Here is a 13,916-nt window from a genome sequence, read left to right as displayed (position 1 = left end):
CGATGGACCAGACGCCCCTGCAGGATTCCGAACCCGCCGCCGCGCCGCCGGTGCCCCATCTCGCGGCCAAGGCCCGCCTGCTGCTGCTGTTCACCGTGCTGCTGATCGCGGCCGCCGTGACGTACCTGCTGTATGCACGGGGCGTGTTCGAGCCGACGCAGCAGCTGGTGCTCACCACCGACGACTCCGAAGGCGTGTCGGTCGGCATGGACATGACGTTCTCGGGCTTCCCGATCGGACGCGTGCGCCGCGTGGAGCTCGGCCCGTCCGGCGAGGTGCGCATCCACATCGACGTCGCCCAGAAGGACGCGCACTGGCTGCGCACGAGCAGCGTGTTCACGCTGGTGCGGGGACTCGTGGGCGGCACCGCGATCCGCGCGTTCACCGGCGTGCTGACCGATCCGCCATTGGCCGACGGCGCCGAGCGGCCCGTGCTGCGCGGCGACGCGACGGCCGAACTGCCGCGTGTCATCGCGTCGGCGCGCGAGGTGCTGGAGAACCTGACCGCGATGACTTCGACCGACGCCGCGCTGCGCAACAGCATCGCGAACGTCCAGGCGCTGACGGACAAGCTCAAGGGGCCGCAGGGGGCACTGGGCGTGCTGTTCGGCAACGATGCCGATGCGCGCAAGCTGGTGGCGACACTCGAGCGCACCAACGCGCTGCTGGCGCGGTTCGACACGCTCGCCGCCAAGGCGGACACGCAGGTGTTCGGGCCCGAGGGCGTGGTGCGCGAGACGCGCGCGACGGTGGTGCAGCTCAACGGATTGCTGGCCGATACGCGTGCCAGCCTGAAGAAGATCGATTCGGTGCTGGTCGAGGCGCAGGCGGTCGGGGCCAACGTGCGCGGCGCCACCGAGGACCTGGGCACATTGCGCGGCGACGTCGAGGCCAACCTGCGCAAGATCGACTCGCTGATCAACGAGATCAACCGGAAATGGCCCTTCGCGCGCGAGACGGAGATCAAGCTGCCGTGAGGATCGCCTGCGCCGCAACGCTCGCCCTTTTGCTCGCGGCCTGCGGCAGCAAGCCGCAGGCGCCGGACTGGCAGGTCAGCGCGCATGGCGCGCTGCAGCGCTTCGAGCAGGCCTGGCTCACCGGGCAGCAGCGCGCCGCCGACGCGGAGTTCGCTCGGGCCCGCAGTGAGCTGGCCGCCACGGCACAGCCGGGATTGGTGGCGCGCGCCGAGCTCACCCGCTGTGCGCTGCAGGTGGCCAGCCTGGTGTTCGAGGCCTGCGCGGGGTTCGACGCCTTGCGAGTGGACTCGCCGGACGCCGAGCGGGCCTATGCCGCGTACCTGCAAGGAGAGCGCGTTGCGCCCGACCTGTTGCCGCAGCAGCATCGCGCAGTAGCGAGCGGGGCTGCGGACGCCAAGGCAGTCGAGGCCATGGCCGATCCGCTTTCGCGGCTGGTCGCCGCCGGGGTCCTCATGCGCTCCGGTCGCGGGTCGCCGGAGCTGATGCAAGTGGCGGCCGAGACCGCATCGCGACAGGGATGGCGCAGGCCGCTGCTCGCGTGGTTGGGCGCGCAGTTGCGATTGGCGGAGCAGCGCGGCGCGCAGGAAGAGGCGGCGCGGCTGCGCCGGCGCATCGCGCTCGCGGGCGGGCAGGGATGAGTCCAGACGCGATCGCCGGCTGCGATCAGCGGCGGTGCGACGGCGTGCGGAAGGTGATCGAGTAGCGCAACGATTTCGTCGGCGAGACGCTGTGCTGCCACTCCCAGCGCGCCGGGCCGCGCAGCAGGTAGATCGAGCGCGGCTCGATCGTCAGCTTCATCACGTCGGCGCGCTTGGGATCCTTCGGCGGATAGGGCCGAAATCGCATCACGGCGTCGTTCAGCAGCGAGATGCCCACCACGTCCTCGAAGTCCGGCACGTCGCGGTGCCAGCCCAGCGGCGTGCCCGGACGGTACTCGGCCACCAGCGACTGCGTGAAGCGCTCCGGCGCGATGCCGAGCCAGTGCGCGGCTTGCTCGCGCAGCGGGTGCAGCCAGTCGGGGATCGGCTCGGCCTCGTTCAGCCGCTGCGTGCTGAAGTCGTACTGGCCGCCGTAGCTCACGACGCGCCGCAGGGCGGTGAAGCCCTGGTACTTCATGGGCGCGAGCGGCAGCGCCTCGATCTGGCGCAGCAACGCCGCCTCCTGTTCCGCAGTGAGGAAATCCGGCTCGTACCGCATTCCGTTCGGTAGCGGGGCCGGCGGCGAACCGAAGAGGTCGGTCTGCGGGGAGTTCACGCGCTGCAGTTTGAGCCCAAACAAAAAGCCCGGCCGAAGCCGGGCTTGGGATGAAGCGCGTACTGCCGCTTCAGGGCTTGGAAGCCGTCGGGAAAGGCCAGGCGGCCTGCGGGTTCAGAGTGGTCTGCGCCGCAGGAGCCGCGGTCGCGGCCGGCGCAGCCGCGGGCTTTGCAGCAGGGGCTTTGGCGGCCTTCTTGGCGCCGCCTTTTTTCGCAGCCGACTTCTTCGCAGCCGCTTTCTTCGCAGGCGCCTTCTTGGCGGCGCTCTTCTTCGCGGTCGCCTTCTTGGCCGTGGTCTTCTTCGCGGCGGACTTCTTCGCCGTGGTCTTCTTGGCCGTGGTCTTCTTCGCAGCGGACTTCTTCGCCGCCGGGCGCTTGGCCGCGCTCTTCTTCGCAGCCGGGCGCTTGGCCGCAGCCTTCTTCGCGGCCGGGCGCTTGGCCGCAGCCTTCTTCGCGACCGGGCGCTTGGCCGTGGTCTTCTTGGCCGTAGCCTTCTTCGCCGTCGTCTTCTTGGCGGCGGCTTTCTTCGCAGTTGCCATTTCCATTCTCCTGTTCAAGTTGACATCAACATCAACCAAAGAAGCACTAGCTGCCTTGTTGGCGGCTGCTAGCGATCCATGGCGTTGGGCCTGGGCCCAGCGCCATGAACACCGTGGCCCGCACCATGCCGGCTCTTTGCGGCCGGTCAGGAGTGCGGGCGAATCTCACGAACCCAAACTGCTACGCAGTTGCCTTTCAATCCCAGGAAAGCGCGCCACCCGACTGGTACTCGATCACGCGGGTTTCGAAGAAATTGCGCTCTTTCTTCAGGTCAATCATCTCGCTCATCCACGGGAAGGGGTTCTCCTCGTTGGGGAAGAGCGCTTCCAGGCCGATCTGCGTCGCGCGCCGGTTGGCGATGTAGCGCAGGTAGCCCTTGAACATGGAGGCGTTGAGGCCCAGCACGCCTCTGGGCATGGTGTCCTCGGCATAGCGGTATTCGAGCTCGACGGCCTTCATGAACAGGCCGCGGATCTCGGCCTTGAATTCGGCCGTCCACAGGTGCGGGTTCTCCAGCTTCAGCTGGTTGATCAGGTCGATGCCGAAATTGCAGTGCATCGACTCGTCCCGCAGGATGTACTGGTACTGCTCCGCAGCACCGGTCATCTTGTTCTGCCGGCCCAGCGCCAGGATCTGGGTGAAGCCGACATAGAAGAACAGGCCTTCCATCAGGCAGGCGAAGACGATCAGGCTCTTGAGGAGCTTCTGGTCCGCTTCCGGCGTGCCGGTATGGAAGTTGGGATCCATGATCGCGTCGATGAACGGGATCAGGAAATTGTCCTTGTCCCGGATCGACGAGACCTCGTGGTAGGCGTTGAAGATCTCCGCCTCGTCCAGGCCCAGCGACTCCACGATGTACTGGTAGGCGTGGGTGTGGATCGCCTCCTCGAAGGCCTGGCGCAGCAGGAACTGCCGGCACTCGGGCGCCGTGATGTGGCGGTAGGTGCCCAGCACGATGTTGTTGGCGGCCAGCGAGTCGGCGGTGACGAAGAAGCCGAGGTTGCGCTTGATGATGCGGCGCTCGTCCTCGGTCAGGCCGTTGGGGTCCTTCCACAACGCGATGTCACGCGTCATGTTCACTTCCTGCGGCATCCAGTGGTTGGCGCAGGTGGCCAGGTACTTCTCCCAGGCCCACTTGTACTTGAAGGGGACGAGCTGGTTGACGTCGGTCTGGCCGTTGATGATCCGCTTGTCGGCCGCGTTCACGCGGCTCTGGCGGGCGGGCTCCGCCTTGCGGGCGGCGGCCGCCGGCTGCGCCACCGGGACACGCGCGCCGTCGTCGAGCGTGCGAACCGAAGGCAGCGGATCGGAGGAATTCAGGGGTTGGATCTGGAGCGCCGCCTGCTGCGAAGGTGAAACGTTCACCTCGCGGTTCCAGTTTGAACCGCTGTTCGGCGGAATTGGCGATTGGGGCTTGACTTCGTCGTCCCAGGTCAGCATGTGATGTCCAGTGCTCGGATTATCCGGGCAGTGATGTGTATTGAAAAGTTTCCGTTCACATCACGCCGCGATTGTGTTGCTCGTTTGCATCGGCGTCCTGTCGGAGAACGCCGATACCTTTGCTTCGATTCCTATTGGCAAGCCTCGCACGACGGATCGTCGATCGCGCAGAACTTGATGTCGGTGGCGGGCGTCGCATTCATCTGCGCCTGCGCGGCGGCGGCGGCCGCATCGAGTGCGGACATCGATCCGTTCGCGGTGGCATTCAGTCCGCCGCCTGCATCCGAAGACACCGCATTCAGCCGGCCCGATTGCACCGTGGATTTCTCCGCGTGCGTGGCGCTGATCGTGCGCAGGTAGTAGGTGGTCTTCAGGCCGCGGACCCACGCCAGCTTGTAGGTGTCGTCCAGCTTCTTGCCCGACGCGCCGGCCATGTAGATGTTCAGCGACTGGGCCTGGTCGATCCACTTCTGGCGGCGCGCGGCGGCTTCCACCAGCCACACCGGCTCGACCTCGAACGCGGTGGCGTACAGGGCCTTGATCTCCTGCGGCACGCGGTCGATCGGGCGCAGCGAGCCGTCGAAGTGCTTCAGGTCCATGACCATCACGTCGTCCCACAGGCCGAGACGCTTGAGGTCGCGCACCAGGTAGTGGTTGATGACGGTGAACTCGCCGGACAGGTTGGACTTGACCGACAGGTTGCCGAAACACGGCTCGATGGACGCGTCCACGCCGATGATGTTGGAGATGGTGGCGGTCGGCGCGATGGCGATGCAGTTGCTGTTGCGCATGCCGTCCTGGGCGATCTTGCGGCGCAGCGCGTCCCAGTCCAGCGTGGACGAGCGGTCGACCTCCACGTAGCCGCCGCGCTCGCGCGCCAGCAGGTCCAGCGTGTCGGGCGGCAGCACGCCCTTGTCCCACAGCGAGCCCCTGTAGCTGGAGTAGCGGCCGCGCTCACGGGCCAGTTCGGTGGAGGCCCAGTAGGCGTGGTAGCAGACCGCCTCCATCGAGGTGTCGGCGAACTCGACGGCCTGCTGCGACGCGTAGGGGATGCGCAGTTCGTACAGCGCGTCCTGGAAGGCCATGATGCCTAGGCCCACCGGGCGGTGGCGAAGGTTGGAGTCGCGCGCCTTCTTGACCGCGTAGTAGTTGATGTCGATCACGTTGTCGAGCATCCGCATCGCGGTGGAGACCGTCTTGCGCAGCTTCTCCTGGTCGATGGCGCCGTCCTTCAGGTGCTGCATCAGGTTGACCGAGCCGAGGTTGCAGACGGCCGTTTCGGTGTCGCTGGTGTTGAGCGTGATCTCGGTGCACAGGTTGGACGAGTGCACCACGCCCGCGTGCTGCTGCGGCGAGCGCACGTTGCAGGCATCCTTGAACGTGATCCAGGGATGGCCGGTCTCGAACAGCATCGAGAGCATCTTTCGCCACATGTCGGAGGCGGGCACTGTCTTGCTGGGCTTGATCTCGCCGCGCCTGGCCTTCTCCTCGTAGGCGACGTAGGCCTTTTCGAAGTCGGCACCGAACTTGTCGTGCAGGTCCGGCACGGAGGAGGGCGAGAACAGCGTCCACTCGCCCTTTTCCATGACGCGGCGCATGAACAGGTCCGGGATCCAGTTGGCCGTGTTCATGTCGTGGGTGCGGCGGCGGTCGTCGCCGGTGTTCTTGCGCAGCTCGAGGAATTCCTCGATGTCCAGGTGCCAGCTCTCCAGGTAGGTGCAGACCGCGCCCTTGCGCTTGCCGCCCTGGTTGACCGCCACGGCGGTGTCGTTGACCACTTTCAGGAACGGCACCACGCCCTGCGATTCGCCGTTCGTGCCCTTGATGTGCGAACCCAGGGCGCGCACACGCGTCCAGTCGTTGCCCAGGCCGCCCGCGAACTTGGAGAGCAGCGCGTTTTCCTTGATCGACTCGTAGATTCCGTCCAGGTCGTCCGGCACCGTGGTCAGGTAGCAGGACGAGAGCTGCGAACGCAGCGTGCCGCTGTTGAACAGCGTGGGCGTGGACGACATGAAGTCGAAGCTGGAGAGCACCTCGTAGAACTCGATGGCGCGCGCCTCGCGGTCGATCTCGTTGAGCGCCAGGCCCATGGCCACGCGCATGAAGAAGGCCTGCGGCAGCTCGATGCGGGTCTTGCGCACGTGCAGGAAGTAGCGGTCGTACAGCGTCTGCAGGCCCAGGTAGTCGAACTTCAGGTCGCGGTCGGCCTTGAGCGCTGCGCCCAGCCGTTTGAGGTCGTAATTGAGCAGCTCGGGATTGAGCAGCTCGGCTTCCACGCCCTTCTTGATGAAGAGGGGGAAGTTGTCCGCGTAGGCCTCGGCCGACGTGCCCGGGGCGATGTCCTGGCCCAGCACCTCCTTGAAGATGGTGTGCAGCAGCAGGCGGGCCGTGGCGTAGGTGTAGTCAGGATCCTTCTCGATCAGCGTGCGCGCCGCCAGGATCGCGGCCTTGTAGACCTCGTCGATCGGCACGCCGTCGTACAGGTTGCGCATGGTCTCGGACACGATCGGATCCGGCTTCACGTCGGCCGAAAGCCCGGCGCAGGCGTTCACGATCAGTACCTGCAGCTGGCCCATGTCCAGCGGGATGCGCTGGCCGCCGTCCACCACGTGCAGCAGCGGCGCCTCCACCACCGCCGGCGTGCCCTGCCTGGCGCGCTCCTGCGCGCGGCGGTCGCGGTACAGCACGTACGCGCGGGCGATGTCGTGATGGCCGCCGCGCATCAGGCCCAGCTCCACCTGGTCCTGCACGTCCTCGATGTGGAAGGTGCCGCCGCCCGGGCGCGAGCGCACCAGCGCCCGGATCACCTGCTGGGTGAGGCCGTCGACCGTCTCGCGCACGCTGGCCGAGGCGGCGCCCTGCGTGCCGTGCACGGCCAGGAAGGCCTTCATCATCGCGATGGCGATCTTGTTCGGCTCGAAGGGAACCACGGCGCCGTTGCGCCGGATGATCTGGTAGTGCGCCAGCGGGTTGGCGGCGGGCTGGCCGGTGCCGGGCGCAGTGCCGATCGCGGTCACGGTTTGCGGGGAAGTGCTGGCGACGCTTGACACAGATTGCATGTCTTTCCTCTGCTGGTGTGGTTGTTCTAGGAAGGGACGCGAGTAACGGTCCTCCACCTGCGGGGCACTATATATAGGGTCCCGGGACAGGGCAAGCCACTATACCTAGTGGCTGACCCGTGGATCACAAGTGGAGAGGCTGTGGACAGCATGTGGGTTCCCGGCGCGTCGCGCGCGTGCAGGCCGCGCAAGTTCGAGAACCATCATCCACTGCCCAGATGTGGCGCGGTCCCGCGGCCGAAATGCCCTTGAAGGCCGCGCGGCTGCTTGCTGCGCGCGTGGGTACACGCAGGGGGCGATTTCACGCGATGCGCGCGATCGCGCGGCGCCTCACGCGGCGAGCACGCAACTCGACCGCAGAGCGCGATTGGCAACTACGTCACTGGTGGAAAGGACTCGGGCAACCAACCGAGGCTGTCGCGCAACAGGGGCCAGTCGAAGCCCGGCCCCGGGTCCTGCTTGCGTCCCGGCGCCACGTGCTCGTGGCCCGCGATGTGGCGCACCGGGTAGCGTTGCGAGATCGCCGCGCACAGGCCCGCGAGCGCCTCGTACTGGGCGGCTTCGAACGGCCCGCCCTCGATGCCTTCAAGTTCGATCCCGATCGAAAAATCGTTGCAGTTGTCGCGGCCCTGCCACGACGAGGTGCCGGCGTGCCAGGCGCGGTCGTCGCAGCTCACGAACTGCCACAGCTCGCCGCCGCGCCGCACGTAGAAATGCGACGACACCTGCAGCCCCTCGATGGCCCTGAAGTAGGGATGGGCCTGCCAGTCCAGCGTGTTGGTGAACAGCGCCTGCACCTGGTCGCCGCCATATTCGCCGGGCGGCAGGCTGATGGAATGCACCACGACCAGGTCGATCGCCGCTCCGGCGGGCCGCGGACCGAAGTTGGGCGAATCGAGGCGGCGGGCGAAGCGGTACCAGCCGCCTGACCAGAGCGCGTTGTCAGGCGGCGGTTTCATTCGGCTCTTCGCCGCCGGGCACCGCGATGGCCAGCCGCGCGATGCGGTAGCGGATCTGCCGCAGGCTCAGGCCCAGGCGCTGCGCCGCGGCCGTGCGGTTGAAGCCCGTTTCCTGCAGCGTGCGCACGAGGATCTCGCGCTCCTGCTGGTCGAGCCAGGCCTGCAGGTCCTTGGGCGTGGGCAGCAGGGCCGCCTGCAGGGCCGCGGGATCCGCCGTCACGGCGGCACCGGCGACCGGCGGCGGAAGGACCGTGATCGGAGCGGGCGTGAACACGGGCATCGCAGCGGGCGCTGCAGCCTGCGGCGGCAACGGCGCCGGCGCGGTGGCAGCCTCATCGACCTGCAGCGCCTCGCCATCCGACAGCGCCACGGCGCGGTGCAGCAGGTTCTCCAGTTCCCGCACGTTGCCGGCCAGCGGATGGCAGGCCAGCTGTTCCGCGACCGCACTCGACAGCGTCGGCACCGGCATGCCGGTCTCGGACGCGATGCGGGCGAGCAGCGCTTCGCACAACGCGGGCAGGTCCTCGCGGCGCTCGCGCAGCGGCGGCACCAGGATCTCGATGACGTTCAGGCGGTAGTACAGGTCCTGGCGGAACTTGCCCGCCGCGACGTCGGCCGCCAGGTCGCGGTGCGTGGCGCTGACGATGCGCACGTCCACCGAGTCTTCCTGAGTCGAGCCCAGCGCGCGGACATGGCGCTCCTGGATCGCGCGCAGCAGCTTGGACTGCATCGCCAGCGGCAGGTCGCCGATCTCGTCGAGGAACAGCGTGCCGCCGCTCGCGGCCTGGAAGTAGCCTTCCCGGTCGGCCGTGGAGCCGGTGTAGGAGCCCTTGCGCGCGCCGAAGAACTCGGCTTCCAGCAGCGCTTCCGGGATGGCACTGCAGTTCACGGCGACGAACGGACCGTCGCTGCGATGGCTGCAGGCATGCAGCGCGCGCGCCGCCAGTTCCTTGCCGGTGCCCGATTCGCCGCGCACCAGCACCGGGGCCATGCTGCGGGCCACCTTGGCGATGCGCTCCTTGACCTGCTGCATCGGCGCCGAGTTGCCCACCAGCCGGTCCAGCGCGGACTGGCCGGTGGACGCGGCTTTCTCGGAGCGGCCATTGCCCGCCGCCCGCGCCCGCGAACCCGACGAACGGTCCTGGATGGCCGAGGCGACGACGCTGCGGAACTGCTTGAGGTCGACCGGCTTGGTGAGGTAGTCGAACGCGCCGGCCTTGAGCGCCTCCACCGCGTTCTCCGCCGAGCCATACGCCGTCATGACGATGCACCGTTCGCTGCGCTGCTGCGCGCCCATGCGCAGGAGCAGCTCCAGCCCCTGGCCGTCGGGCAGCCGCATGTCGGTGATCACCGCATCGAAGCGGCGCTCCTCCAGGTGCTGGAAGGCGTCCGCCAGCGTGGCGGCGGAATCGACGTGGTAGCCCTCGCGCAGCAGCGTCAGCTCGTACAGCGTGCGCAAGTCCGGTTCGTCGTCGACGACGAGGACCTGGGCGACGGGGGCGGCAGCCGGGGCGTTCACGCCGTCATTTTGGCAAACTCAGCCGTAACCGCGGGCGGCGCGGCCGTGCGGAAGGCCACGAAGAACGCATTGCCCTCGCGGCCGTCGCCTCCAGGCGACGCCCGGCGGCGGTAGCCGATGCGCGCGCCGTGCCGCTCGCACAGTTCGCGGCAGATGTACAGGCCCAGGCCGCTGGAGCGGCTCTCGGACGAGAAGAACGGTTCGAACAGGTGGCGCTCCACCGCCGGCTCCAGTGCCGCGCCGTCGCTCCACACGGTGAGCACCGGCATGCCCTCGACCGAGGTGGCGACCTGGATCGCGTCGGGCGATTGCGACGCGTAGCGCAGCGCGTTGTCCAGCAGGTTCACCAGCAGGCGGCGCAGGTGGTCGGGCTCGATGGCGATGTGCTCGCCGGGCGCGCCCAGCGCCAGCTGCACGCGGCCGCCGCTCTGGTTCTGGTCGGTCCAGTCCTGCACGAAACCGCGCACGGCCGGATCGAGTTCGGGCCCGACGGTGCCGGCCTGCGGCGAGTGGTGCTGAACGCGTGCGACATCGAGGATCTCCTCGACGATCTGCGACAGCCGCTGCGCGTTCTGGCGCACGAGGGCGCTGAGCTGGCGCTGCGCCGGTTCCTTCAGTTCCTCGTCCAGCAACTCGTTGGCCTGCGAGATCGCGGCCAGGGGATTGCGGATTTCGTGCGCCACGGCGGTCGACATTCGGCCCATGGCGGCGAGTTTCTCCGTCCGCAGGCGCGCTTCCATCTCACGCAGGTCCTGCATGAACACCACGCACAGGCTGTCGCCCGGCTGGTCGCCGGCGGCGGCGAGCCGCGTGCGGACGAACATGCGGCGCGGAAGGCCCGCGCCGTGCTGGACGGCGACGTCGGCCACCTGGGGCTGCCCGGTTTCGAAGGTGCGCTGCGCCATCGCGGCCACCTGCGACCAGGCGGGCTGCGCGGCGAGTTGCAGCGGCGCTTCGCGCAGCTGCGCGCCGGGACCGAGCAGCTCGCGGGCCGCGGGGTTGGCGGCCTGCACGTGGCCGTCCAGGTCGACCACCAGCACGCCATCCCCCAGCGTCGCGATCACCAGCTGGTTGACCTGGGCCTGCATCTGCGCGGCCTTGCGGCCCTGCCGGGCGGCCGTCTCCTCGCGCTCCAGCCGAAGCGCGAGCTGGTGCGCGAGGAAAGCCAGCGCGAAGAAGCCGATGCCCGAGAGGCCCGCCTGCAGGAATCGGTGCGCGAGATCCCCGGTCGCCTCCAGGGCCAGCACCCAGGCTTCGGCCAGCAGGATCAGGGCGACGGCGGCGGCGGTGCCCAGCGCCAGCAGCGTGGAGCCCAGCACCGATGCCATCAGCACCGGGACGGCGAACAGCGGCGAGTAATAGATGCCGCCTGCCTGCAGGAACTGCAGGCAGGAGAACACCAGCAGGTCCACGCCGATGCTGGACACCCATTGCGGATCGAACGCCGATCCCGGATGGGTCGCCGGCCGCATGAAGAGCCGCACCGCCAGCGCCGCGACCAGGTAGGTGGCGCACATGCCCACCAGCCAGCCGGACACGGGCTGCGGCCCCAGCAGCATGGAGCCGGCCAGAAGCAGCACGAGCGCGACGCCGACCGCCACCCGCGCCGTGGCGAAGCCGAGCCACAGCCGCACGAAGGCCGAATCCTGCGTGGCGCCCGCCTTCTGCACGGCAGCTTCGACGGGCGCTTGGGTGAACATCAGTTGCCGCCGTCGCGCCGGTGTTCGGCGCAGCAGTAGAGCCGGCCGCTCGAACCCGGCAAGGCGTCCGGCCGGGGCAGGTGCACCGCGCACACGGGGCAGCGCACCATGTCCTGCGGCAGCGCCGGGGTGCCGCCGGCGGGCGGGGCGGCCGCCGGGGCATCCTCGCGGTCGCGCTCGCGCCCCGAGCGCCATACCAGCCAGGCGATCACCAGCACGGCGAGCACCAGCAGGAACTTCATCATGCGTTGCTCCGCAGGACCACTTCCAGCACGAAGCGCGAGCCCACGTACGCCAGCAGCAGCAGCAGCGAGCCGGTATAGAGCACGCGCACCGCGGTGCGTCCGCGCCAGCCGAAGCGGGCGCGCCCGAGCAGCAGCAGCGCGAACGCGAACCAGGCCAGCACCGAGAAGATCGTCTTGTGGTCCCAGCGCCACGCGCGCCCGTAGAGCGATTCGCCGAACAGCAGGCCGGCCAGCAGCGTGGCCGACAGCAGCACGAAGCCCGCGGCGGCGAAGCGGAAGGTGAGGCGCTCCAGCGTGAGCAGCGGCAGCCCGGCCTGCGGCTCGGCGGCCTGCCGCATCATCTGCTCGGTGCGGCGCATCAGCCATGCATGGACCACCGCCGCGGCGAAGAGACCATAAGAGGCGATGCCCAGCGCCAGGTGCAGCGGCAGCAGCGGCGTCGACGCGTGCATCGGCGTGCCCGGAAAGACCAGGGCGAGCAGCACCGCCGCCGAACCCAGGCCCGCCAGCGCCCACCGTGCCTGCAATTGCGGGAACAGTTCGCGCTCCACGCCATAGACCGTCAGAACGAGCCACGCCGTGACGGACAGGGCGGGCGCGAAGCCGAATCGCGGCGGGTCGCCCAGCAGCGTCCAGCCCAGCACCAGCGCGTGCAGCGCCCAGGCGAGCACCAGCGCCCAGCGCGCGGCGCGCTGGCTCAGGCGTGCGGACGCCGCGGCCGGGACGGCGTAGGCCGCCGCCGCGGCCAGCGACAGCACGGCGCCCGTCATGGAGCCACTCGCTAGAATCATGGGCCGCAGTTTAGTCGCTCGTCCCGCATTCGCCGGGTCCTTGCGCACACCCAATGGCCTCCGCCCTCTCCGACAAACTCTCCCGCCTGGTCAAGGAAATGCGCGGCCAGGCGCGCATCACCGAAGCCAACGTGCAGGACATGCTGCGCGAGGTGCGCATGGCCCTGCTCGAGGCCGACGTCGCCCTGCCGGTGGTGCGCGACTTCATCGCGCGCGTGAAGGACAAGGCGATGGGCCACGAGGTGGTGGGCTCGCTCAATCCCGGCCAGGCGCTGGTGGGCATCGTCAACCGCGAGCTGGTCGCCACGATGGGCGAGGGCGTGTCCGACATCAACCTGGCCGCGCAGCCGCCGGCCGTGATCCTGATGGCCGGCCTGCAGGGCGCGGGCAAGACCACCACCACGGCCAAGCTGGCCAAGCACCTGATCGAGAAGCGCCGCAAGAAGGTGCTGACCGTCTCCGGCGACGTCTACCGCCCCGCGGCCATCGAGCAGCTCAGGACCGTGACGAAGCAGGCCGGGGCCGAGTGGTTCCCGAGCTCGCCGGAGCAGAAGCCGCTGGACATCGCGCGCGCCGCGCTGGACCACGCGCGCAAGCAGTACTTCGACGTGCTGCTGGTCGACACGGCCGGCCGCCTGGCGATCGATGAAGTGCTGATGCGGGAGATCCGCGACCTGCATGCCGCGCTCAACCCTGTCGAGACGCTGTTCATCGTCGACGCGATGCAGGGCCAGGACGCGGTCAACACCGCCAAGGCCTTCAGGGAAGCGCTGCCGCTCACCGGGATCATCCTGACCAAGATGGATGGCGACTCGCGCGGCGGCGCGGCGCTGTCGGTGCGGCAGATCACCGGTGCGCCGATCAAGTTCGCGGGCGTGTCCGAGAAGATCGACGGCCTGGAGGTGTTCGATGCCGAGCGCCACGCCGGGCGCATCCTGGGCATGGGCGACATCGTGGCCCTGGTCGAACAGGTCACGGCCGGCGTCGACATGCAGGCCGCGCAGAAGCTCGCGGCCAAGGTCAAGAGCGGCGAGGGCTTCGACCTCAACGATTTCCTGGCCCAGATCCAGCAGATGAAGCAGATGGGCGGCCTGTCCACGCTGATGGAGAAGATGCCCTCGCAGATCCAGGCCAAGGCCGGCCAGGTCGACATGGACAAGGCCGAGCGCGACATCCGCCGCAAGGAAGGGATCATCTGCAGCATGACCCCGGCCGAGCGCCGCAAGCCCGACATCATCAAGGCCACCCGCAAGCGCCGCATCGCCGCCGGCGCTGGCGTCCATGTCCAGGAAGTCAACCGCCTGCTCAACGAGTTCGAGCAGATGCAGGGGATGATGAAGAAGATGAAGGGCGGCGGGCTGATGAAGATGATGAAGCGGATGGGCGCAATGGGCGGAAAAGGCGGGGTTCCCAAACTCCCGTTCTGAGCCCTG

12 protein-coding genes are annotated in these 13,916 nt (G+C 68.6%); 3 read left to right on the top strand and 9 right to left on the bottom strand.

Annotation, left to right across the window (positions count from 1 at the left end; translation table 11 throughout):
• Nucleotides 1-2: 2 nt before the first annotated feature.
• Nucleotides 3-977 carry an MlaD family protein gene (locus tag EZ313_RS07710; protein WP_135262596.1) on the top strand — a complete coding sequence of 325 codons (975 nt, stop codon included), beginning with the start codon at nt 3-5 and terminating at the stop codon, nt 975-977.
• Nucleotides 974-1,615 (top strand): hypothetical protein, encoded by a 642-nt coding sequence (locus EZ313_RS07705; RefSeq protein WP_338106295.1) that lies wholly within the window; start codon nt 974-976, stop codon nt 1,613-1,615. The genes EZ313_RS07710 and EZ313_RS07705 overlap by 4 nt, the downstream gene beginning before the upstream one ends.
• Nucleotides 1,616-1,640: 25 nt before the next feature.
• Here EZ313_RS07705 and EZ313_RS07700 read toward each other — a convergent pair whose 3' ends face one another.
• The 9 genes from EZ313_RS07700 to EZ313_RS07660 form a co-directional block, all read right to left on the bottom strand.
• The gene (locus EZ313_RS07700) at nt 1,641-2,231 is read right to left on the bottom strand and encodes an alpha-ketoglutarate-dependent dioxygenase AlkB (RefSeq protein WP_240788551.1); all 591 of its coding nucleotides are present in this window, start codon (nt 2,229-2,231) and stop codon (nt 1,641-1,643) included.
• A gap of 70 nt (nt 2,232-2,301) precedes the next feature.
• Nucleotides 2,302-2,775: a histone H1-like DNA-binding protein gene (locus EZ313_RS07695; RefSeq protein ID WP_240788550.1), complete on the bottom strand. Its 474-nt coding sequence runs from the start codon at nt 2,773-2,775 to the stop codon at nt 2,302-2,304.
• 190 nt (nt 2,776-2,965) lie between these two features.
• Entirely contained in the window at nt 2,966-4,210 is a 1,245-nt protein-coding gene (locus EZ313_RS07690) for a ribonucleotide-diphosphate reductase subunit beta (RefSeq protein ID WP_135262594.1), read from the bottom strand.
• Between the two features lie 131 nt (nt 4,211-4,341).
• Entirely contained in the window at nt 4,342-7,269 is a 2,928-nt protein-coding gene (locus EZ313_RS07685; RefSeq protein ID WP_135262593.1) for a ribonucleoside-diphosphate reductase subunit alpha, read from the bottom strand.
• A gap of 374 nt (nt 7,270-7,643) precedes the next feature.
• Complete coding sequence (gene ampD, locus EZ313_RS07680) at nt 7,644-8,228, bottom strand: 1,6-anhydro-N-acetylmuramyl-L-alanine amidase AmpD (protein WP_135262592.1); 585 nt, start codon at nt 8,226-8,228, stop codon at nt 7,644-7,646.
• Entirely contained in the window at nt 8,212-9,747 is a 1,536-nt protein-coding gene (locus EZ313_RS07675) for a sigma-54-dependent transcriptional regulator (protein ID WP_135262591.1), read from the bottom strand. Before EZ313_RS07675 ends, ampD begins: the two co-directional genes overlap by 17 nt.
• On the bottom strand, nt 9,744-11,447 hold the full coding sequence (locus EZ313_RS07670) for a sensor histidine kinase (RefSeq protein ID WP_135262590.1): 1,704 nt from the start codon (nt 11,445-11,447) through the stop codon (nt 9,744-9,746). Before EZ313_RS07670 ends, EZ313_RS07675 begins: the two co-directional genes overlap by 4 nt.
• A complete protein-coding gene (locus EZ313_RS07665) occupies nt 11,447-11,692 on the bottom strand; it encodes a PP0621 family protein (protein WP_420849283.1) in 246 nt (81 codons plus the stop codon). Before EZ313_RS07665 ends, EZ313_RS07670 begins: the two co-directional genes overlap by 1 nt.
• Nucleotides 11,689-12,483 carry a cytochrome C assembly family protein gene (locus EZ313_RS07660; protein ID WP_135262589.1) on the bottom strand — a complete coding sequence of 265 codons (795 nt, stop codon included), beginning with the start codon at nt 12,481-12,483 and terminating at the stop codon, nt 11,689-11,691. Before EZ313_RS07660 ends, EZ313_RS07665 begins: the two co-directional genes overlap by 4 nt.
• A 53-nt stretch (nt 12,484-12,536) precedes the next feature.
• On the opposite strand from EZ313_RS07660, the gene ffh reads away from it, so the two are divergent.
• Nucleotides 12,537-13,910 carry a signal recognition particle protein gene (gene ffh / locus EZ313_RS07655; RefSeq protein WP_135262588.1) on the top strand — a complete coding sequence of 458 codons (1,374 nt, stop codon included), beginning with the start codon at nt 12,537-12,539 and terminating at the stop codon, nt 13,908-13,910.
• The last annotated feature ends 6 nt before the right edge of the window (nt 13,911-13,916 follow it).

The sequence above is a fragment of the Ramlibacter henchirensis genome (assembly GCF_004682015.1).
In the GTDB taxonomy this organism is placed as follows: Bacteria; Pseudomonadota; Gammaproteobacteria; order Burkholderiales; family Burkholderiaceae_C; genus Ramlibacter; species Ramlibacter henchirensis.
This window is presented reverse-complemented; position numbering and strand designations above follow the sequence as displayed.